Source organism: Streptomyces sp. CB03234, from assembly GCF_001905885.1.
Classification (GTDB): domain Bacteria; phylum Actinomycetota; class Actinomycetes; order Streptomycetales; family Streptomycetaceae; genus Streptomyces.
Genome location: NZ_LIYH01000003.1, coordinates 786,118 through 805,315, shown reverse-complemented (window position 1 = coordinate 805,315; position 19,198 = coordinate 786,118). Strand labels below are relative to the sequence as shown.

Annotated in this window: 17 protein-coding genes and 1 pseudogene; 13 read left to right on the top strand and 5 right to left on the bottom strand. The window is 70.8% G+C overall.

The genetic code is table 11. The annotated features are described in order from the left end of the window. The first annotated feature begins 91 nt into the window (after positions 1 to 91). The 4 genes from AMK26_RS16560 to AMK26_RS16545 all read left to right on the top strand — a co-directional run bounded on the left by AMK26_RS16560 (position 92) and on the right by AMK26_RS16545 (position 3,615). The gene (locus AMK26_RS16560) at positions 92 to 745 is read left to right on the top strand and encodes a response regulator transcription factor (RefSeq protein WP_073755389.1); all 654 of its coding nucleotides are present in this window, start codon (positions 92 to 94) and stop codon (positions 743 to 745) included. Between the two features lie 4 nt (positions 746 to 749). Further along, a complete protein-coding gene (locus AMK26_RS16555; RefSeq protein WP_073755388.1) occupies positions 750 to 1,973 on the top strand; it encodes a sensor histidine kinase in 1,224 nt (407 codons plus the stop codon). Between the two features lie 394 nt (positions 1,974 to 2,367). After that, complete coding sequence (locus AMK26_RS16550) at positions 2,368 to 2,664, top strand: DUF4193 domain-containing protein (RefSeq protein WP_003955561.1); 297 nt, start codon at positions 2,368 to 2,370, stop codon at positions 2,662 to 2,664. 12 nt (positions 2,665 to 2,676) lie between these two features. Further along, positions 2,677 to 3,615: a hypothetical protein gene (locus AMK26_RS16545; protein WP_073755387.1), complete on the top strand. Its 939-nt coding sequence runs from the start codon at positions 2,677 to 2,679 to the stop codon at positions 3,613 to 3,615. 33 nt (positions 3,616 to 3,648) lie between these two features. Here AMK26_RS16545 and AMK26_RS16540 read toward each other — a convergent pair whose 3' ends face one another. After that, positions 3,649 to 4,134 (bottom strand): DUF3093 domain-containing protein, encoded by a 486-nt coding sequence (locus AMK26_RS16540; RefSeq protein ID WP_073755386.1) that lies wholly within the window; start codon positions 4,132 to 4,134, stop codon positions 3,649 to 3,651. 58 nt (positions 4,135 to 4,192) lie between these two features. Here AMK26_RS16540 and AMK26_RS16535 point away from each other — a divergent pair, with 58 nt between their 5' ends. From AMK26_RS16535 to AMK26_RS16505, 7 genes are all read left to right on the top strand, one after another. Next, positions 4,193 to 4,768: a PaaI family thioesterase gene (locus tag AMK26_RS16535; RefSeq protein WP_073755385.1), complete on the top strand. Its 576-nt coding sequence runs from the start codon at positions 4,193 to 4,195 to the stop codon at positions 4,766 to 4,768. Continuing rightward, positions 4,768 to 5,280, top strand: a complete 513-nt coding sequence (gene dut / locus AMK26_RS16530; protein WP_073755384.1) for a dUTP diphosphatase — start codon at positions 4,768 to 4,770, stop codon at positions 5,278 to 5,280. The genes AMK26_RS16535 and dut overlap by 1 nt, the downstream gene beginning before the upstream one ends. A 1-nt stretch (position 5,281) precedes the next feature. Continuing rightward, complete coding sequence (locus tag AMK26_RS16525; RefSeq protein ID WP_073755383.1) at positions 5,282 to 6,046, top strand: DUF3710 domain-containing protein; 765 nt, start codon at positions 5,282 to 5,284, stop codon at positions 6,044 to 6,046. A 284-nt stretch (positions 6,047 to 6,330) separates the two neighbouring features. Then, positions 6,331 to 8,877 (top strand): sensor histidine kinase, encoded by a 2,547-nt coding sequence (locus AMK26_RS16520; protein ID WP_073755382.1) that lies wholly within the window; start codon positions 6,331 to 6,333, stop codon positions 8,875 to 8,877. After that, a complete protein-coding gene (locus AMK26_RS16515) occupies positions 8,874 to 9,560 on the top strand; it encodes a response regulator (RefSeq protein WP_073755381.1) in 687 nt (228 codons plus the stop codon). Before AMK26_RS16520 ends, AMK26_RS16515 begins: the two co-directional genes overlap by 4 nt. Before the next feature lie 34 nt (positions 9,561 to 9,594). Further along, on the top strand, positions 9,595 to 9,993 hold the full coding sequence (locus AMK26_RS16510) for an OB-fold nucleic acid binding domain-containing protein (RefSeq protein WP_073755380.1): 399 nt from the start codon (positions 9,595 to 9,597) through the stop codon (positions 9,991 to 9,993). Between the two features lie 3 nt (positions 9,994 to 9,996). Beyond that, on the top strand, positions 9,997 to 10,764 hold the full coding sequence (locus AMK26_RS16505) for a DUF3159 domain-containing protein (RefSeq protein WP_073755379.1): 768 nt from the start codon (positions 9,997 to 9,999) through the stop codon (positions 10,762 to 10,764). A gap of 549 nt (positions 10,765 to 11,313) precedes the next feature. Here AMK26_RS16505 and AMK26_RS16500 read toward each other — a convergent pair. Further along, positions 11,314 to 11,994, bottom strand: coding sequence for a potassium channel family protein (locus tag AMK26_RS16500; protein WP_073755378.1), 681 nt, complete (start codon positions 11,992 to 11,994; stop codon positions 11,314 to 11,316). Next, complete coding sequence (locus AMK26_RS16495) at positions 11,994 to 12,662, bottom strand: potassium channel family protein (protein ID WP_064071475.1); 669 nt, start codon at positions 12,660 to 12,662, stop codon at positions 11,994 to 11,996. Before AMK26_RS16495 ends, AMK26_RS16500 begins: the two co-directional genes overlap by 1 nt. Before the next feature lie 381 nt (positions 12,663 to 13,043). On the opposite strand from AMK26_RS16495, the gene AMK26_RS16490 reads away from it, so the two are divergent. Both AMK26_RS16490 and AMK26_RS16485 read left to right on the top strand, forming a co-directional pair. After that, positions 13,044 to 15,095 carry an APC family permease gene (locus tag AMK26_RS16490; protein WP_073755377.1) on the top strand — a complete coding sequence of 684 codons (2,052 nt, stop codon included), beginning with the start codon at positions 13,044 to 13,046 and terminating at the stop codon, positions 15,093 to 15,095. Between the two features lie 53 nt (positions 15,096 to 15,148). Further along, on the top strand, positions 15,149 to 16,474 hold the full coding sequence (locus tag AMK26_RS16485; RefSeq protein WP_073755376.1) for a class I SAM-dependent RNA methyltransferase: 1,326 nt from the start codon (positions 15,149 to 15,151) through the stop codon (positions 16,472 to 16,474). Positions 16,475 to 16,966: 492 nt separating this feature from the next. Here AMK26_RS16485 and AMK26_RS16480 read toward each other — a convergent pair. Then, positions 16,967 to 17,416, bottom strand: a pseudogene (locus AMK26_RS16480) (RICIN domain-containing protein); the annotation flags it as partial. 100 nt (positions 17,417 to 17,516) lie between these two features. Continuing rightward, entirely contained in the window at positions 17,517 to 18,947 is a 1,431-nt protein-coding gene (locus AMK26_RS16475; protein WP_073755375.1) for an endo-1,4-beta-xylanase, read from the bottom strand. Positions 18,948 to 19,198 lie beyond the last annotated feature (251 nt).

The following is a 19,198-nucleotide window of genomic DNA, read 5'->3' as shown; positions in this document are numbered from 1 at the left end:
CGCCGGTTTACGCGCGTAAGGGGCAGGATGGATACGCACAGTCAGTGCGAAAGACCTGCCCGGAACCGGGCTCGGAGGAAGGAACAACGCCGTGCGCGTACTCGTCGTCGAGGACGAGCAACTGCTCGCCGATGCGGTGGCCACCGGACTGCGCCGGGAGGCCATGGCCGTCGACGTCGTGTACGACGGGGCGGCCGCCCTGGAGCGCATCGGGGTCAACGACTACGACGTGGTCGTCCTCGACCGCGACCTGCCGCTCGTCCACGGGGACGACGTCTGCCGCAAGATCGTCGACCTGGGCATGCCGACCCGCGTCCTGATGCTCACCGCCTCCGGCGACGTCAGCGACCGCGTCGAGGGCCTGGAGATCGGCGCCGACGACTACCTGCCCAAGCCGTTCGCCTTCAGCGAGCTCACCGCCCGCGTGCGGGCGCTCGGCCGGCGTACGACGGTCCCGCTGCCGCCTGTCCTGGAGCGGGCCGGGATCAAGCTGGACCCCAACCGGCGCGAGGTCTTCCGGGACGGCAAGGAGATCCAGCTGGCGCCCAAGGAGTTCGCGGTCCTGGAGGTCCTGATGCGCAGCGAGGGCGCGGTCGTCTCGGCCGAGCAGCTGCTGGAGAAGGCCTGGGACGAGAACACCGACCCGTTCACCAATGTCGTACGCGTCACCGTGATGACCCTGCGCCGCAAGCTCGGCGAACCGCCGGTGATCGTCACCGTGCCGGGCTCCGGCTACCGGATCTGACCCCGTGGCCGCCACGCCCGCGCCGCCACAGGCGCCCCCGAAGCCGACCTGGGACCCCAGGGAGCCCGTACGCCCCTGGCTGCGCCCGACGATCCGCATACGGCTCACGCTGCTGTACGGCGGGATGTTCCTGATCGCCGGCATCCTGCTGCTGTCGATCATCTACCTGCTGGCCGCCCAGGCCCTCCACATCGGCAGCGAGCTGCCGTTCAAGATCGTGGACGGCCAGGTCACGAGCAACGTGTGCAACTTCCCGGAGCGGGCGGCCCCCGACGAGTTCAACCGGGCGATGAACGCCTGCGTCAACGAACAGCGCCAGCACGCCCTGGACGACCTGCTGCGCCGGTCGCTGTTCGCGCTGCTGGGCCTGAGCGTCATCGCCTTCGCCTTCGGTTACGCGATGGCGGGCCGGGTCCTGTCCCCGCTGGGCCGGATCACCCGTACCGCGCGCAATGTGGCCGGCACGGACCTCTCCCGCCGGATCGAGCTGGACGGCCCGGACGACGAGCTCAAGGAGCTCGCGGACACCTTCGACGACATGCTGGACCGGCTGGAGCGGGCCTTCACCGCGCAGCAGCGGTTCGTCGCCAACGCCTCGCACGAGCTGCGTACGCCGCTGGCGATCAACCGCACGCTGCTGGAGGTGCACCTGTCCGACCCCGGGGCGCCCGTCGAGCTCCAGCAGCTGGGCAAGACGCTGCTGGCCACCAACGAGCGCAGCGAGCAGCTGGTGGAGGGCCTGCTGCTGCTGGCCCGGAGCGACAACGAGATCGTGGAGCGCAAGCCGGTGGATCTCGCCGAGGTCGCCTCACGGGCCATCGACCAGACCCGGGCCGAGGCCGAGGTGAAGGGCGTGGAGATCCGTGGCGAGCGGGCCCCCGCCGTCGTCCAGGGCAATGGCGTCCTGCTGGAGCGGATCGCCCTGAACCTGGTGCAGAACGCCGTTCGCTACAACGTGGACGGGGGCTGGGTGGAGGTCACCACCGAGACGCAGGCGGGTCAGGCGGTGCTGGTGGTGTCGAACACGGGGCCGGTGGTTCCGGCGTACGAGATCGACAACCTCTTCGAGCCGTTCCGGCGGCTGCGGCAGGAGCGCACCGGCAGCGACAAGGGCGTCGGTCTGGGTCTGTCGATCGCCCGGTCGGTCGCGCGGGCCCACGGGGGCCGTATCATCGCGGAGCCCCGTGAGGGCGGCGGCCTCGTCATGCGCGTCACGCTTCCTTTGTGACACGCCGGTCGAGCCGTCAATCGCGTTCGCTTTGCGCGGAATTTTCGTGACCTGTTCCCGGGAGTTCCGTGTGTGATCGATCACAAGAGGCCCTTTCCGGCCATCTACTCTCCGTGATCAAGAATTCCCCCGGAAAACCAGGAAAAGTCCGGGTTTCCGGGGGGTGGGATCACGGGAAGTACACGGGGTGGCGCCTGCTGGGCGCGGCCTCTGGACCGTGTACGGTCCCGTTCGCCATCCAAACCCGATCACTCTCGAGGGGTCCGGTTGGGTGTCGATTGAGTAACAGACCTTGATGTGAGGCAAAATCTCCGCCTCAGGTCGGGCACAAGTCCGGCCTCTCACGCGTTACGTGCGCTGGAGACACCGCAACCACCCAGAGGGGGAGAGCGACATGGCAACGGATTACGACACCCCACGCAAGACCGACGACGACGTCGACTCGGACAGCCTTGAAGAGCTGAAGGCCCGACGCAACGACAAGTCGACCTCGACCGTCGACGTCGACGAGTTCGAAGCGGCCGAGGGCCTGGAACTGCCCGGCGCGGACCTCTCGAACGAGGAGCTGGCCGTCCGGGTGCTGCCCAAGCAGGCGGACGAGTTCACCTGCATGAGCTGCTTCCTGGTCCACCACCGAAGCCAGCTGGCCCGCGAGAAGAACGGCCAGCCGATCTGCCGAGACTGCGACTGAGGTCCGTCGGCCGTGGCAGGCGACACCCCGTCTCGGAAGCGACGCTTCCGGCTCCATGGGAAGCTCCATGGGAAGCCGGAGGCGTACCAGGGCGGCACAGACCCGGCACCAGGCGCTCACGACGCGCCCGCCGAGCACTCCGCCCTCCTGCCCTCCCCCGGCGCGCGTGACGACGAGCGAGGCCCTTCGGCCTCGCTCGAGGCGGCCGGAAGGGCGGGGACGCCGGCCGACCGGACCACGACGTCCGGCACGCCGGTCAAGGCGCGGCGCCTGGACGCCGTCAGGCGTGGCGTCACCAGGAGCCGCGAGGGCGCCAGGGCGGGCCTCGCCCACCTCGCCGACCGGCTCATGGAGAACGCCCCGCGCGTTCCCGTCCGGGACCTGGCCACCTTGCGCAGGCAGTTCCCGGGCCTCGGGCCCGAGCAGCTCGCGGACAAGCTGATCGCGGGCGCGGCCAATGCCACCTCCACCGTGGGCGCCGGCGTCGGCGCGGCCGCCATGCTGCCCGTACCGCCCGCGATGCCGGCCGAACTGGCCGCCGAGATCACGGGCGTCGCGGCGATCGAGCTGAAGCTGATCGCCGAACTCCACGAGGTCTACGGACAGCGGCCTCCGGGCACGCTCAAAGAACGGGCGGCGGCGTACCTGACCTCCTGGACGGAGGAGCGGGGCATCGACGTCACCAGGCCCGCCACCATCAACGCGGCTCTCGGTGGCCGCATGAAGCGCGAGCTACGCCAGCGGATCATGAAGCGCATGGTGCGCAACCTGCCGAACCTGATGCCGTTCATGGTCGGAGCGGCCGTCGGCGCCGTCATGAACAGGCGCGACACCAAGAACCTCGCCGAGCGCATCCGCAAGGACCTCCGCAGCCGCCAGGTGCCCTGGGACGCCCTTCCCCAACTGCCCCCGCTGGACCAGCCGGAGCACCCCAAGGAGATCGGCTTCTAGGCCCCTCCCAGGAGGCCCTGCTCCAGGCCTGCCCTAGGCCTGTGCCCGTACGCTCGTCAGCGCCGCGGCCAGCGCCTCCGGGTCACGGCTTGACAGGTACACGTATGGCGTCGGATCGGCCGGGTCCGTGACCTCGACGCGCACCGCCGCCGGGATGTAGCCGCGCATCAGCATGAACGCGCGCGTGTCCGCCTTGTACGTACGCCAGGCGCGCGCCTCCTCGGCGTCCAGCACCTCCGGCTCGCCCAGCGCCGACACCGGGATGCGGGCGTCCCCGGCGACCAGCGAGCCCGCCACCACCCGGACGCGGGCGGAGCCGTACGAACTGACTCCCATCGCCGCCAGCGCGCCCGCGACGATCACGCCGCCCAGCATGGGCAGGGTGCCCAGCGGCAGCATGATCAGTCCGCCCGAGACGCCCACCAGGGCGGCCAGCAGCCACCAGGAGCGGGGAGCGGTGAGACGTTCGTCGTACTGCGGGGCGGAGGCCGGGACGGAGGCCGCTGCGGAAGGCTGCATACACCCAAGCTTGGCACGGCGCGACCGGTGGCCGGACTCGCGGGTAAGGTCTCCCGCTGTGAGCACTGCACTGACGCCCCCGGCCGAGGCCATACCGCCGGTACGGCACCCTGACGCGCCCGCCCCCGGCGAGCTCCTGGGCGCCCATTACGAGCACTGCTTCGGCTGCGGCGGCGGCCAGCCCCACGGGCTGCACCTGGAGGCCAGGGCCGGCGAGGGCGTGACCATCACGGCCGAGTTCACGGTGACGACCGACCACCAGGGTGCTCCGGGCCTGGCCCACGGCGGCATCCTCGCCACCGCGCTCGACGAGACGCTGGGCTCGCTGAACTGGCTGCTGCGGGTCATCGCGGTGACCGGCCGGCTGGAGACCGACTTCGTGCGCCCGGTGCCCGTCGGCACGGTGCTGCACCTGCAGGCCGAGGTCACCGCCGTACACGGCCGGAAGATCTACTGCACGGCCACGGGCAGGATCGGCGGCCCCGAGGGGCCCGTGGCGGTCCGCGCCGACGCCCTCTTCATCGAGGTCAAGGTCGATCACTTCATCGACAACGGCCGCCCGGAGGAGATCCAGGCGGCGATGGCCGACCCCGACCAGGTCCGGCGCGCCCGCGCCTTCGAGGTGAACCCCTGATGCGTAACCCTGTCGACGTCCTGATCCGCCGCGTGGACCCGGAGGTGCCGATCCCGTCGTACGGGCACCCGGGCGACGCGGGCGCCGATCTCGTCACCACCGAGGCCGCCGAACTGGCCCCCGGCGAGCGCGCGATCCTGCCCACCGGGGTGTCCATCGCGCTGCCCGACGGGTACGCGGCCTTCGTGCACCCGCGCTCGGGGCTGGCGGCCCGGTGCGGAGTAGCTCTGGTGAATGCCCCAGGGACGGTGGATGCCGGGTACCGTGGGGAGATCAAGGTGATCGTGGTCAACCTGGACCCGCGCGAGAGCGTGCGGTTCGAACGGTTCGACCGGATCGCCCAACTGGTCGTTCAGCAAGTCGAGAAGGTCCGTTTCCACGAGGTGGCGGAGCTTCCCGGCTCGGCGCGGGCCGAGGGGGGCTTCGGGTCCACCGGCGGTCATGCCGCCACGGAGGGCTGGACGGGTGGGAATCGATACGCTTCGGTCGTATCCGACCGGGAAGGACAGTGACGTGTTCGGACGTCGCAAGAAGAGCGGTGCCGCTGCCGACGCAGCGGGCGAGGCCGAGCAGGTCGTCGACGAAGTCGGCACTGACGACGCGGCGGACAGCGAGCCGCGCCGGGTGAACCTTCCGCCGGCACCCCGGCCCGACGGTCCCTGGGACATCTCCGAGGTCTCCAGGCCCGAGGAGGGCCGGGTCGACCTGGGCGGCATGTTCGTGCCCGGGGTCGAGGGCATGGAGCTGCGCGTGGAGGTCGCGGGCGACGCGATCGTCGCGGCGACGGTGGTGCTGCGGGACAGCGCCATCCAGCTGCAGGCGTTCGCCGCCCCCAAGAAAGAGGGCATCTGGGGCGAGGTCCGCGAGGAGATCGCCTCCGGCATCACCCAGCAGGGCGGCATCATCGACGAGGTCGAGGGCCCGCTGGGCTGGGAGCTGCGGGCCCAGGTGCCGGTCAAGCTGCCGGACGGCACGGGCGGCGTGCAGCTGGTGCGCTTCGTCGGCGTGGACGGCCCCCGCTGGTTCCTGCGCGGGGTCATCTCCGGGCAGGGCGCGGTGCAGCCGGAGGCCGCGGGCCTGCTGGAGCAGATCTTCCGGGACACCGTCGTCGTACGGGGCGAGGGGCCGATGGCGCCGCGCGACCCGATCGTCCTGAAGCTGCCGAACGACGCGCAGATGGTGCCCGAGGGAGTGCAGCAGGAGGACCAGGAGACGTCGCGCTTCTCGGGCGGCATGGGTCAGCTGCAGCGGGGCCCGGAGATCACCGAGGTCCGCTGAGCCGTCGTCTCGACCTCCACGGATGGTGGACGGGCCGTATCCCGTACGACGGGGTGCGGCCCGCCGCGCTGTCCCCAGGCCGTTGTCCCCAGGCGGCCCGGGTCCTGGAGCTGGGCGACGGCAGGCCGACCGAGCACTGAACCACACAGGTCCCGTCCCGCCCGGGCACGCATCAGAATCCCGTCAAGACGCCCGGGAACCGACCTCCCCGTCCGGTTTGCCCATGCCCCTGGTCGTAAGGTCTACGCACAAGCAGTCGAACGAACACTCACGACAATGGGGCCATGGGACGCGGCAAGCTTCGGATCTACCTCGGTGCGGCACCAGGCGTCGGCAAGACGTACGCGATGCTCTCCGAGGCGCACCGCCGCGTCGAACGAGGCACCGACTGCGCCGTCGCCTTCGTCGAGCACCACGACCGCCCCCGTACGGAAGTGATGCTGCACGGCCTCGAACAGATACCGCGCAGGACCATCGACCACCGGGGCGCCACCTTCACCGAGATGGACGTGGACGCGGTGCTGCGGCGGCGCCCGGCCGTCGCCCTGGTGGACGAGCTGGCCCACACCAACGTCCCCGGCTCGCGCAACGCCAAGCGCTGGCAGGACGTCGAGGCACTGCTCGCCGCCGGCATCGACGTCATCTCCACCGTCAACATCCAGCACCTGGAGTCGCTCGGCGACGTCGTCGAGTCCATAACCGGCGTACGACAGCGGGAGACCGTCCCCGACGAGGTCGTCCGCCGCGCCGACCAGATCGAGCTGGTCGACATGTCGCCCCAGGCGCTGCGCCGCCGCATGGCCCATGGCAACATCTACAAGCCGGACAAGGTCGACGCCGCCCTCTCCAACTACTTCCGCCCCGGCAACCTCACCGCCCTGCGCGAGCTGGCCCTCCTCTGGACCGCCGACCGGGTCGACGAGTACCTCCAGCAGTACCGCGGCGAGCACAACATCCGCACCACCTGGCAGGCCCGCGAGCGCATCGTCGTCGGCCTCACCGGCGGCCCCGAGGGTCGCACCCTCATACGCCGCGCCGCGCGGATGGCCGCCAAGGGCTCCGGCAGCGAGATCCTCGCCGTCTACATCGCCCGCAGCGACGGCCTGACCTCCGCCTCCCCCAAGGAGCTGGCCGTCCAGCGCACCCTCGTCGAGGACCTCGGCGGCTCCTTCCACCACGTCATCGGCGACGACATCCCCTCCGCGCTGCTGGAGTTCGCCCGAGGCGTCAACGCCACCCAGATCGTCCTCGGCTCCAGCCGCCGCAAGACCTGGCAGTACGTGTTCGGGCCCGGTGTCGGCGCCACCGTCGCCCGTGACTCGGGCCCCGACCTGGACGTCCACATCGTCACCCACGAGGAGGTCGCCAGGGGCCGGGGCCTGCCCGTCGCGCGCGGCTCCCGACTGGGCCGCTCCCGGATCATCTGGGGCTGGCTGACCGGCGTCGCCGGCCCCGCCCTGCTGACCCTGCTGCTCACCCACATCGACGCGGACCTCGGCATCGCCAACAACATGCTGCTGTTCCTGTCGCTGACCGTGGCGTCCGCGCTGCTCGGCGGCCTGGTCCCGTCCCTCGCCTCCGCCGCCTTCGGCTCCCTGCTGCTCAACTGGTTCTTCGCCCCGCCCCTGTACCGGTTCACGATCGCCGACCCCCGGAACATCGTCGCGATCGCCGTCTTCTTCGGGGTCGCCGTTGCGGTGGCGTCCGTCGTGGACCTGGCCGCGCGCCGCACCCACCAGGCCGCCCGGCTGCGGGCCGAGTCCGAGGTGCTGTCCTTCCTGGCGGGCAGCGTCCTGCGCGGCGAGACGGCTCTGGACGCCCTGCTGGAACGGGTCCGCGAAACGTTCTCCATGGAGTCCGTGGCGCTGCTGGAGCGTGAGAACGACGTCGAGCCGTGGACCCGCGCGGGCAGCGTCGGCCGCCGGCCCGTGGCACGCCCCGAGGACGCCGACGTCGACATGCCCGTCGGCGACCACATGGCGCTCGCGCTGTCCGGCCGCGTCCTGCCCGCCGAGGACCGCCGGGTGCTGGGCGCCTTCGCCGCGCAGGCCGCCGTCGTACTGGACCGGCAGCGGCTGGTCGGCGAGGCCGAGGAGGCCCGCAAGCTCGCCGAGGGCAACAAGATCCGTACGTCGCTGCTGGCGGCCGTCAGCCATGACCTCCGTACCCCGCTCGCGGGCATCAAGGCCGCTGTCAGCTCCCTGCGCTCGGACGACGTCGAGTGGTCCGAGGAGGACCGCGCCGAGCTGCTGGAAGGCATCGAGGCGGGCGCGGACCGCCTCGACCACCTGGTCGGCAACCTCCTCGACATGTCCCGCCTCCAGACCGGAACCGTCACGCCGCTCATCCGGGCCATCGACCTCGACGAGGTCGTCCCCATGGCGCTCGGCGGCGTACCGGACGGCAGCGCCGAGCTGGACATCCCCGAGAGCCTGCCGATGGTCGAGGTGGACAAGGGCCTGCTGGAGCGGGCCGTCGCCAACGTCGTCGAGAACGCCGTCAAGTACAGCCCCGCCGCCGCACCGGTCCTGGTCTCCGCCAGCGCCATGGCCGACCGCGTCGAGCTGCGGGTCGTGGACCGGGGCACCGGCGTGCCCGACGACGCCAAGGACCGGATATTCGCCCCCTTCCAGCGCTACGGCGACGCGCCGCGCGGCGCCGGGGTCGGCCTCGGCCTCGCCGTCGCACGCGGGTTCGTGGAGGCGATGGGCGGCACCATCACGGCCGAGGACACCCCCGGCGGGGGCCTGACGATGGTCCTCACCCTCAAGGCGGCCGCCCCGGCCGCCGCTGCCGAAGTCCCCTCCCTGGAGAAAGCAGGCCCCTCATGACGCGGGTGCTCGTGGTCGACGACGAGCCGCAGATCGTACGCGCCCTCGTGATCAACCTGAAGGCACGGAAGTACGAGGTGGACGCGGCCCCCGACGGCGCCACCGCGCTCGAACTGGCCGCCGGCCGCCACCCCGACGTCGTCATCCTCGACCTGGGCCTGCCCGACATGGACGGCGTCGAGGTGATCAAGGGCCTGCGCGGCTGGACCCGCGTACCGATCCTGGTGCTCTCCGCACGCCAGACCTCCGACGAGAAGGTCGAGGCCCTGGACGCCGGTGCCGACGACTACGTCACCAAGCCCTTCGGCATGGACGAGCTGCTGGCGCGGCTGCGCGCCGCCGTGCGCCGGGCCGAGCCGGTGGGCGGCGGCGACGACGGCACGGTCGTGATCGAGACGGCGGGGTTCACGGTCGACCTCGCGGCGAAGAAGGTGCAGCGCGACGGGCGGGACGTCCGGCTGACGCCCACCGAGTGGCACCTGCTGGAGGTGCTCGTACGCAACGGGGGGCGGCTCGTCAGCCAGAAGCAGCTGCTCCAGGAGGTGTGGGGGCCGTCGTACGGCACCGAGACGAACTACCTGCGGGTCTACATGGCCCAGCTGCGCCGGAAGCTGGAGGCGGACCCCTCGCACCCCAAGCACTTCATCACCGAGCCGGGCATGGGATACCGCTTCGAGCGCTGATTCCCCTGACAGTGGGGGCCGGTACGCTTTCTGTATGAGTGCTGCACCACGAACCGAGAAGCAGACCGGCCGCTTCCGCCGGATGCTCGACCGGCTGTCCAGCTCCCAGGGGGATCTCGAGTCGGAGGAGCTGCGGGAGGACACGCAGGCTTCGGGGTGCATCCGGATCTCGGACTGCGACGACCGGCAGATAGTCAAGGTGACTGGTACCTTGCGGACGGTCACCCTGCGCCCACGGGCCGGCGTGCCCGCGCTGGAGGCGGAGCTCTTCGACGGGACGGCCCCGCTGGACGTGGTGTGGCTGGGCCGGCGCTCCATCGTGGGCATAGAGCCGGGCCGCAAGCTCATCGCCTCCGGCCGGATCTCCATGAGCCACGGCCGCAGGGTCCTCTTCAATCCCAAATACGAACTCCGACCGCTCGGACAGGAGTAGCCGGTGACGTCACTCGACAAGCCGACCACCACCGACCAGGACGCCGCCCCCCAGGGCGCCCATGATGCGAAGGCCGTGACGGAAGCGGCCCTGTTCGACGCCTTCGGCGGAGTGCGCGGCATGGTGGAGACAGTCCTCCCCGGCCTGCTCTTCGTCACGATCTACACGATCAACAAGGACCTGCACCTGTCGGCCATCGCGGCGCTGGGCGTGTCCCTGCTGATGGTCGCGGTCCGCCTGATCCGCCGCGACACCATGAAGCACGCCTTCAGCGGCGTCTTCGGGGTCGCCTTCGGCGTGGTCTTCGCGATGATGACCGGCAACGCCAAGGACTTCTACCTGCCGGGCATGCTCTACACGCTGGGCCTGGGCGTCGCCTACATCGCCACCACGCTCGCGGGCGTCCCGCTGATCGGCCTGATCCTGGGCCCGGTCTTCAAGGAGAACCTCTCCTGGCGCACCCGCAACCCCGGCCGCAAGAAGGCGTACGCCAAGGCGAGCTGGGCGTGGGGCCTGATCCTGCTCGCCAAGTGCGCGATCCTCTTCCCGCTGTACTGGTGGGCGGACACCACCCAGCTCGGCTGGGTGCTGGTCACCCTGAAGATCCCGCCGTTCCTGCTCGCGGTGTACCTGACGTGGGTGTTCCTGGCGAAGGCGCCGCCGCCGATCGACGTGTTCGCGGAGATGGAGGCGGAGGAGCGCGCCGAGAAGGAACGCAAGGCCGCCGCCTCCCAGGCCGCCCAGCCCCACCCTCACCACGGCGAAGCCTGACGCCTCAGCGGAGGCCCGGGGCACAGCCCCTTACGCCACCCCCGCCCGGCGGGACGCCGCGTCGGGCCCGCCCCCGGGCGTCCCGCCTCTCCGGTGGGCCCGGTAGCCCGATCCGCCCGCCGGGAGGCGCCGCGCAGCCCGGCGGGGCTGCGGCTCGGCCGCTCACCGGTGCGCCACGCAGCACGGCCGCGCCCGACGCGTGCACTCGGGCGCGTCCAGCACCGGAGGAATGCACCGCGCGGCACCCGACCCGATCCGCCGCGCCGCAGCCCGCCGCGCCGCAGCCCGCCGCGCCGCAGCCCGCCGCGCCGCAGCGCGCCGCGCCGCAGCCAGGCGTGCCGAGCCGCTTGGCGGGTGGGCCCGCACAATCCGCCCGGCCGTCCGCGCAATCCGCCCCGCCCGGGTGGCCGCCTCGCCTGCGTACCTCTGCAAGAGCAGCCTGCCGATCCCGTACCCCCGCCCGCAGCGGGGCGTACGACGAGGGGCTCGGGACCACGCGATGGTCCCGAGCCCCTCGTCGTACCCGGCGTACCCGGGGCAGCGGCCGGCTCAGCCGGCGGCGGCGTCGTCGCGGCGGACCGAGAGCAGGTCCTCCAGCTGTTCCTCGCGGGCCTGGGCCGCGACGAAGAGCAGCTCGTCGCCCGCCTCCAGGGTCTCCTCCGGGCCGGGCGTGAGCACGCGCGAGCCGCGGATGATCGTCACCAGCGAGGTGTCCTGCGGCCAGGCCACGTCGCCCACCGACGTACCGGCCATCGCCGACTCCGGCGGGAGCGTCAGCTCCACGAGGTTCGCGTCGCCGTGGCTGAAGCGCAGCAGCCGGACCAGGTCGCCGACGCTCACCGCCTCCTCGACCAGCGCCGACATCAGGCGCGGCGTGGAGACCGCGACGTCGACGCCCCACGCCTCGTTGAACAGCCACTCGTTCTTCGGGTTGTTCACCCGGGCGACCACCCGGGGCACCCCGTACTCGGTCTTCGCGAGCAGCGAGACGACCAGGTTCACCTTGTCGTCGCCGGTCGCCGCGATGACGACGTTGCAGCGCTGCAGCGCCGCCTCGTCCAGCGAGGTGATCTCGCACGCGTCCGCCAGCAGCCACTCCGCCTGCGGCACCCGCTCCACCGAGATCGCGGTCGGCGCCTTGTCGATGAGGAGCACCTCGTGCCCGTTCTCCAGCAGCTCACCCGCGATGGAACGGCCCACCGCGCCGGCGCCCGCAATAGCGACCCGCATCAGTGACCGCCCTCCTCAGGGCCTTCGGCGAACGCCGCCTCGACCTTCTCGATCTCGTCCGTCCGCATCATCACGTGCACCAGGTCGCCCTCCTGCAGCACCGTCTGCGACGTCGGCAGGACCGCCTCGCCCAACCGGGTGAGGAAGGCGACGCGTACGCCCGTCTCCTCCTGGAGCCGGCTCACCTTGTGCCCGATCCACGACGGGGACGTGTGGACCTCCGCGAGCTGCACTCCGCCGCTCGGGTCGCGCCACAGCGGCTCGGCGCCGGACGGCAGCAGCCGCCGCAGCATCTGGTCGGCGGTCCAGCGCACGGTGGCGACCGTCGGGATGCCCAGGCGCTGGTACACCTCGGCGCGCCGGGGGTCGTAGATCCGGGCGGCGACGTTCTCGATGCCGAACATCTCGCGGGCGACCCGCGCCGCGATGATGTTGGAGTTGTCCCCGCTGCTCACCGCGGCGAACGCCCCGGCCTCCTCGATCCCCGCCTCACGCAGGGTGTCCTGGTCGAACCCGACACCGGTGACGCGCCGCCCGCCGAAGCCGGAGCCCAGGCGCCGGAAGGCCGTCGGGTCCTGGTCGACGACGGCGACCGTGTGCCCCTGCTGTTCCAGGGTCTGCGCGAGTGCGGCTCCCACTCGCCCGCAGCCCATGATGACGATGTGCACGTCCGCTTACCCCGCACTCCTGGTCATCTTGCTGACCTGCGAAAACACCCTGCTCACTCTTCTCTCTCAGCCTGCGTGCGGTGTTGCCTGATGACGAGCTTATGCCGCCACCGCGCTGTTGCCCTCATCGGCTGCGGCCGACGCGTTTCTCCTGTTCCCCGCCCCGGTGGCCGCTCGGGTCCCGGCAGCTTTCGGCCACTCACCGAGACGGAACCCTTCGTAAGGACGCCGCCGCCTTCCGCGCGGTTGCCGCCGGAACCGACGGGACGGTGGCACGTATCACAGCTTTCTGTGCCGCCCGCGTTAAGGGAACGCAAGTTTCCGGCGCGAGGAGGGGTGGTGGGTGGGCGGGTCCTATTTCCAGCGCTTACGATCCTCTGCGTGTCCAAACTGACCGACGTGCCCAAACGGATCCTGATCGGCCGGGCGCTGCGCAGCGACAGGCTGGGAGAGACCCTTCTCCCCAAACGCATCGCGCTCCCCGTCTTCGCCTCCGACCCGCTTTCCTCGGTGGCGTACGCGCCGGGAGAAGTCCTGCTGGTCCTCTCCATCGCGGGTGTGTCGGCGTACCACTTCAGCCCGTGGATCGCGGCCGCCGTCGTGGTCCTGATGTTCACGGTCGTCGCCTCGTACCGGCAGAACGTCCACGCCTACCCCAGCGGCGGCGGGGACTACGAGGTCGCCAACACCAACCTCGGCCCGAAGGCCGGCCTGACCGTCGCCAGCGCGCTCCTCGTCGACTACGTGCTCACCGTGGCCGTTTCCATCTCCTCCGGAGTGGAGAACCTCGGCTCGGCCATTCCCTTCGTCGTCGAGCACAAGGTCTTCTCCGCCATAGCGATAATCCTTCTCCTCACCCTCATGAACCTCCGGGGCGTGAAGGAATCGGGGAAGCTCTTCGCGATTCCCACGTACGTCTTCGTCGCCGGCGTCTTCATCATGATTGCGTGGGGCGCGTTCAAGGGAATCGTCCTCGGGGACACCATGAGGGCCCCCACCGCCGACTTCGAGATCCGGGCCGAGCATCAAGGACTCGCCGGTTTCGCGCTCGTCTTCCTGCTGCTGCGCGCCTTCTCCTCCGGGTGTGCCGCGCTCACCGGCGTCGAGGCGATCAGCAACGGCGTACCCGCCTTCCGCAAGCCCAAGAGCAGGAACGCCGCCACCACCCTCGCCCTGATGGGCGGCCTGGCCGTCACCATGTTCTGCGGCATCATCGGCCTCGCCATGGCCACCGACGTGAAGATGGCGGAGCAGCCCGCCCACGACCTGATCCGCGACGGCGTCCCGGTCGGCGAGGGCTACGTACAGAACCCGGTGATCTCCCAGGTCGCGGCCGCCGTCTTCGGTGACGGCACGTTCTTCTTCGTCCTGCTCGCCGCGGCCACGGCGCTCGTGCTGTTCCTCGCCGCGAACACCGCGTACAACGGCTTCCCGCTCCTCGGCTCGATCCTCGCCCAGGACCGCTACCTGCCGCGCCAGCTGCACACGCGCGGCGACCGGCTCGCGTTCTCCAACGGCATCGTGCTGCTCGCCGGCGCCGCCATGCTGCTGGTGTGGATGTACGGGGCGGACTCCACCAAGCTGATCCAGCTCTACATCGTCGGCGTCTTCGTCTCCTTCACGCTCAGCCAGACCGGCATGGTGCGGCACTGGAACCGCCACCTGAAGACCGAGCGCGACCCCGCCGTCCGCCGCCGCATGATCCGCTCCCGCGCGATCAACACCTTCGGCGCCTTCTTCACCGGTCTGGTGCTGGTCGTCGTGCTCGCGACCAAGTTCACGCACGGCGCCTGGGTCGCCCTGCTCGGCATGGTCATCTTCTACGGGACGATGAGCGCGATCCGTAAGCACTACGACCGGGTCGCGGAGGAGATCGCCGCTCCCGAGGGCCCGACGGACGACACCGTCCGCCCCTCCCGCGTCCACTCCATCGTCCTGGTCTCCAAGCTCCACCGCCCCACGCTGCGGGCCGTCGCGTACGCCCAGCTCATGCGATCCGACAAGCTGGAGGCGCTCAGCATCAACGTCGACCCGGCCGAGACCAAGGCACTCAAGGCGGAGTGGGAGCGGCGCGGCATCAACGTACCGCTGAAGATCCTCGACTCCCCGTACCGCGAGATCACCCGGCCGGTCGTCGAGTACGTCAAGGGCATCCGCCGCGAGAGCCCGCGCGACGCGGTCAGCGTGATCATCCCCGAGTACGTGGTGGGTCACTGGTACGAGCACCTGCTGCACAACCAGAGCGCGCTGCGCCTCAAGGGGCGGCTGCTGTTCACCCCGGGCGTGATGGTGACCTCCGTCCCGTACCAGCTCCAGTCCTCCGAGCTGGCGAAGAAGCGGGAGAAGAAGCGCCAGGAGTGGAACGCGCCCGGTTCGGTGCGCCGCGGCCCGGCCGTGGAACGGCCGAAGGAGCCGACCTCCAAGAGCACGTAGACTGGTGGGCTGCCGCCTGGCAGCCCTCGTCTCACCCCTGGAGTCACCCCTTCATGCCGAACGCACCCGAGTCCTCCCTCGTCGGGGACGAGTACGAGGTCGAAGTCGGCCCCGTCGCGCATGGCGGGCACTGCATCGCCCGTACCGACGAGGGCCGCGTGCTGTTCGTCCGGCACGCGCTGCCCGGCGAGAAGGTCGTCGTCCGCGTCACGGAGGGGTCCGAGGACTCCCGCTTCCTGCGCGCCGACGCCGTCCGCGTCCTGGAGGCCTCCAAGGACCGGGTCGAGGCGCCCTGCCCGTACGCCGGACCCGGCAAGTGCGGCGGCTGCGACTGGCAGCACGCCAAGCCGGGCGCCCAGCGCCGCCTCAAGGGCGAGGTCGTCGCCGAGCAGCTGAAGCGGCTGGCCGGCCTGACGCCCGAGGAGGCCGGCTGGGACGGCACGGTCATGCCGGCCGAGGGCGACAAGGTCCCGGCGGGCGAGGTGCCGGCGTGGCGCACGCGGGTGCAGTACGCGGTGGACGCCTCGGGTCACGCGGGCCTGCGCAAGCACCGCTCCCACGACGTCCAGCCCATCGACCGCTGCCTGATCGCGGCGCCGGGCGTCACCGAGCTGGGCATCGAGAAGCGTGACTGGTCCGGAATGGCATCGGTCGACGCCATCGCCGCGACCGGCTCGCAGGACCGCCAGGTCGTCCTGAACCCCCGCCCCGGCGCCCGCCTCCCCCTGGTGGAGCTCGACAAGCCGGTCTCGGTCCTCCGGGTCGCCGAGGACGGGGGAGTGCACCGCGTCCACGGCCGCCCCTTCGTGCGCGAACGCGCCGACGACCGCACGTACCGCGTCGGCAACGGCGGCTTCTGGCAGGTCCACCCGAAGGCCGCCGACACCCTGGTCCGCGCCGTCATGCAGGGCCTGCTGCCCCGCAAGGGCGACTCGGCCCTGGACCTCTACTGCGGCGTGGGCCTCTTCGCGGGCGCCCTCGCCGACCGGGTGGGCGACAAGGGCGCGGTCCTCGGCATCGAGTCGGGCAAGCGCGCGGTGGAGGACGCCCGCCACAACCTCCAGCACTTCGAGCGCGTCCGCATCGAGCAGGGCAAGGTCGAGCAGGCCCTGCCGCGCACGGGCATCACCGAGGTCGACCTGATCGTCCTCGACCCGCCCCGCGCGGGCGCCGGCAAGCAGACGGTCAAGCATCTCGCGAGTCTGGGCGCCCGCCGCATCGCCTACGTCGCCTGCGACCCGGCCGCCCTGGCCCGCGACCTGGCCTACTTCCGCGACGCGGGCTACCGGGTGCGGACGCTGCGGGCGTTCGACCTGTTCCCGATGACGCACCACGTGGAGTGCGTCGCCATCCTCGAACCGGCCGCGAAGGGCGCCTGACCTGCGGTTTTCCTGGGTTGCTCGGGCATAGCCGCGTGCGCTCGACCTGTTTCTGCGAATGCACGACGTGAAGCGTGTCGTATGTCCGCGCGTGCTGCCTGACCTGGTCTTCCAGAGGCTGCCCGGGATGGCGGTGCGGGTCTCCTCCAACTGTCGACGAGGAGGATGGCCGACCGCGCCGACGCTCAGTTGACGCTCGTTCTGATGGATCGTCACGACGGGGGAGTCAGTACCGGCGCCTCCTGACAAGGCGCCCGGTGCTGCACGCTATTTTCGGGGGTCTGCCTTCTCCGGCACGGTCGCACGCTGCATGATCAAGTCGCGGAGGCCGCCGCCGTCTACAGGCTTGCCGCGGGCAGACTCCCCGGTCGGTCAACAGCCGGTACCGGCCTTGCGTACGGCGTTGAAGGCGGTCACGCCCGCGCAGCCGAACGGGGCTGCTTCGACGAGGCCAGCTCGTGGGGGATACGCGCGAGCGCGTCGGCGGGCACGCTGGACGACGTTGCCGCCGTCGGTGGTGGAGGCGCCCTGCACCTCCAGCGCCTTGTCGCTGGTGCGGCTGACCAGCCGGACGTGGCCCGCGTCGGAGTCGGCCAGGCGGAACTGCTGGTTGGCCCCGTTGTGGTCGGCCCACTGCTGGATCGCGGCACCGTCCGCGGTCGAGGCGCCGGCCACGTCGGGAACCTTGTCCGAATGCCGGGCCTTGAGACGGTAGAAGCCGCCCCCGGAGTCCAAGAACTGCCACTGCTGGTTGGCTCCGTCGTGGCGTGTCCACTGGCTGACCCGCGCGCCGTCGGCGGTGGACGCGTCAGAGACGTCCAGCGCCTTGCCGCTGTTGCGGTTGACCAGGACGTACCAGGCATTGGTGTCCACCGTCGCCGCCTCGGCGGGCGCCGGATGCACCGCGGCGAGCATGCCGATCGCGAGGGTCGCCGCCACCACGGCGGCGACCCGGGACCACCAGCGATGTCATCGTGGAGGGGTGGGAGAAACCTCACCGTAGGTCTTCGTCGATTCACCCATTTGTTTGCGGCAGGTCCGCTCAGGTGCGGGTCCAGCGTTGGTTGCTGCCGTTCGAGCAGGAGTAGAGCTGGATCAGGGTGCCGTTGGCGGTGCCGGCTCCGACGGCGTCGAGGCAGAGGCCGGACTGGACGCCGACGATGGATCCGTCGGAGTTGAGGCGCCATTTCTGGTTGTCGCCGCCCCAGCAGCTGTAAATCTGGACTCTGGTGCCATTGCCGGTGCCGGCGGCGTCCAGGCACTTGTTGCCGTAGACCCTGAGTTCGCCGGCGGCGGTGTGCGTCCACTGCTGATTGGTGCCGCTGTGGCAGTCCCACAGCTGGATCTGGGTGCCGTCGGCGCTGCCGGCGTTCGGCACGTCCAGGCAGCGGCCCGAACCGACGCCCTTGATCTGTCCGGAATCCGAAGGGGGCGTGGAGGAGCCGCCGTTGAGTGCGTTGAGGACGGCGGTGTAGGCGGGCTTCTTGCTGCCGTCGCCGTTGAACAGCAGCGGCGTGTGCTCCGGTCGCCAGGAGTCGGTGTCGCGCACGCCCCAGACGGTGATGCCGAGGCAGCGCGGGACGGCCAGGCAGTCGTTGGTCACGGCGGCGTAGGTCGTGGCCGGGGCGCCCTGGATGTCGAGTTCGGTGATGGCCACGTCGACGCCGAGGGCGGCGAAGTTCTGCAGGGTGGTGCGGAAGTTGCTGTGGTAGGGGCTGCCGCTGTTGAAGTGCGCCTGGAAGCCGACACAGTCGATCGGCACGCCACGCTGCTTGAAGTCCCGGACCATGGCGTACATGGCCTGGGTCTTGGCCCAGGTCCAGTTCTCGACGTTGTAGTCGTTGTAGCAGAGCTTGGCGGCCGGGTCCGCGGCGCGCGCGGTGCGGAAGGCGACCTCGATCCAGTCGTTGCCGGTGCGCTGCAGGTTGGAGTCGCGCCGGGCTCCCGAACTGCCGTCGGCGAAGGCCTCGTTCACGACGTCCCACTGGGCGATCTTGCCCTTGTAGTGGCGCATCACGCCGTTGATGTGGTCGATCATCGCCTGGCGCAGCGCGCTGCCGCTGAGGCTCTGCATCCAGCCGGGCTGCTGGGAGTGCCAGGCCAGGGTGTGACCGCGCACCTGCTTGCCGTTCTGCACCGCCCAGTTGTAGACGCGGTCGGCGGCGGTGAAGTTGAACTGCCCCCGCTGCGGTTCGGTGGCGTCTATCTTCATCTCGTTCTCGGCCGTCACCGAGTTGAACTCACGGTTCGCGATCGCCGTGTACGCCGAGTCGCCCAGCCTGCCCGAGGCGATGGCGGTGCCGAAGTAGCGGCCGCTCTGCGCCGCTGCGGCACCGAGCGTACTCTCGGCGGCGTGTGCGGTCGGCGGCGCGACCAGTGCGGCGACCGCACCGAGGACGCCGACGAGCAGCGCCAACAGCAGGCCGCGGATCTTCCGGCGGGTAACGGGTCTGGGAAGGGCATACGAGCCCATGACTGTGCCTCCAAAGTAGAAATCACGGAAGGACTGAAGCGCAAGGGATTGCGTCGCGTCACCGGAGCGGTGCGTGGATCTCCCGTGCAGCACGGGTTGCCCAGGGCGGATGTGGTTCGAAATATCGAGCTGCGGCCGGGTCTCAGACTGGGATGATTGAGGTTTTGGTGACGAGACGTCAATACTCACCGCAGAAAATGTTTCCGTTCATGGTTCGAAACTTTCGGAGCCTGGAGGACCGGCGCGCAAGG